We start from the raw sequence: 322 nt of genomic DNA on the forward strand, positions 1-322 counted from the left end.
GTCCATGTCCTCGTTGCCCTCGTCCTTCCAGCTCTGGTCCACGGTGATCGAGACCAGCGGCCAGACGCCGTTCGGAGTCTCGCCGTTGCGGTATCCGGGGACGCAGACCCGGTCGCTGCGCTGCCCGGTGATCGCGTCGTAGACGCAGTGTGCGGCTGGGACGAACAGATCCTGGCCGGCGCTGACGACCGCGATGGCCGGGCAGAAGTCGTCGTCCGCTGCGGCGTGCGTGAGGACGGCTCCGTCCTGCGCGTTGCCGGGGGTGGCTCGGGCGGTGCGGGTGGTGCTGGACAGCTTGGTGATCGTGCCGAGCGGAGCACCG

The 322-nt window shown here is 70.2% G+C and carries 1 pseudogene; it reads right to left on the minus strand.

Annotation, left to right across the window (positions count from 1 at the left end):
* Positions 1–322: pseudogene (locus tag UK12_RS42435) on the minus strand (hypothetical protein); the annotation flags it as partial.

The organism is Saccharothrix sp. ST-888 (assembly GCF_000955975.1).
GTDB lineage: Bacteria > Actinomycetota > Actinomycetes > Streptomycetales > Streptomycetaceae > Kitasatospora.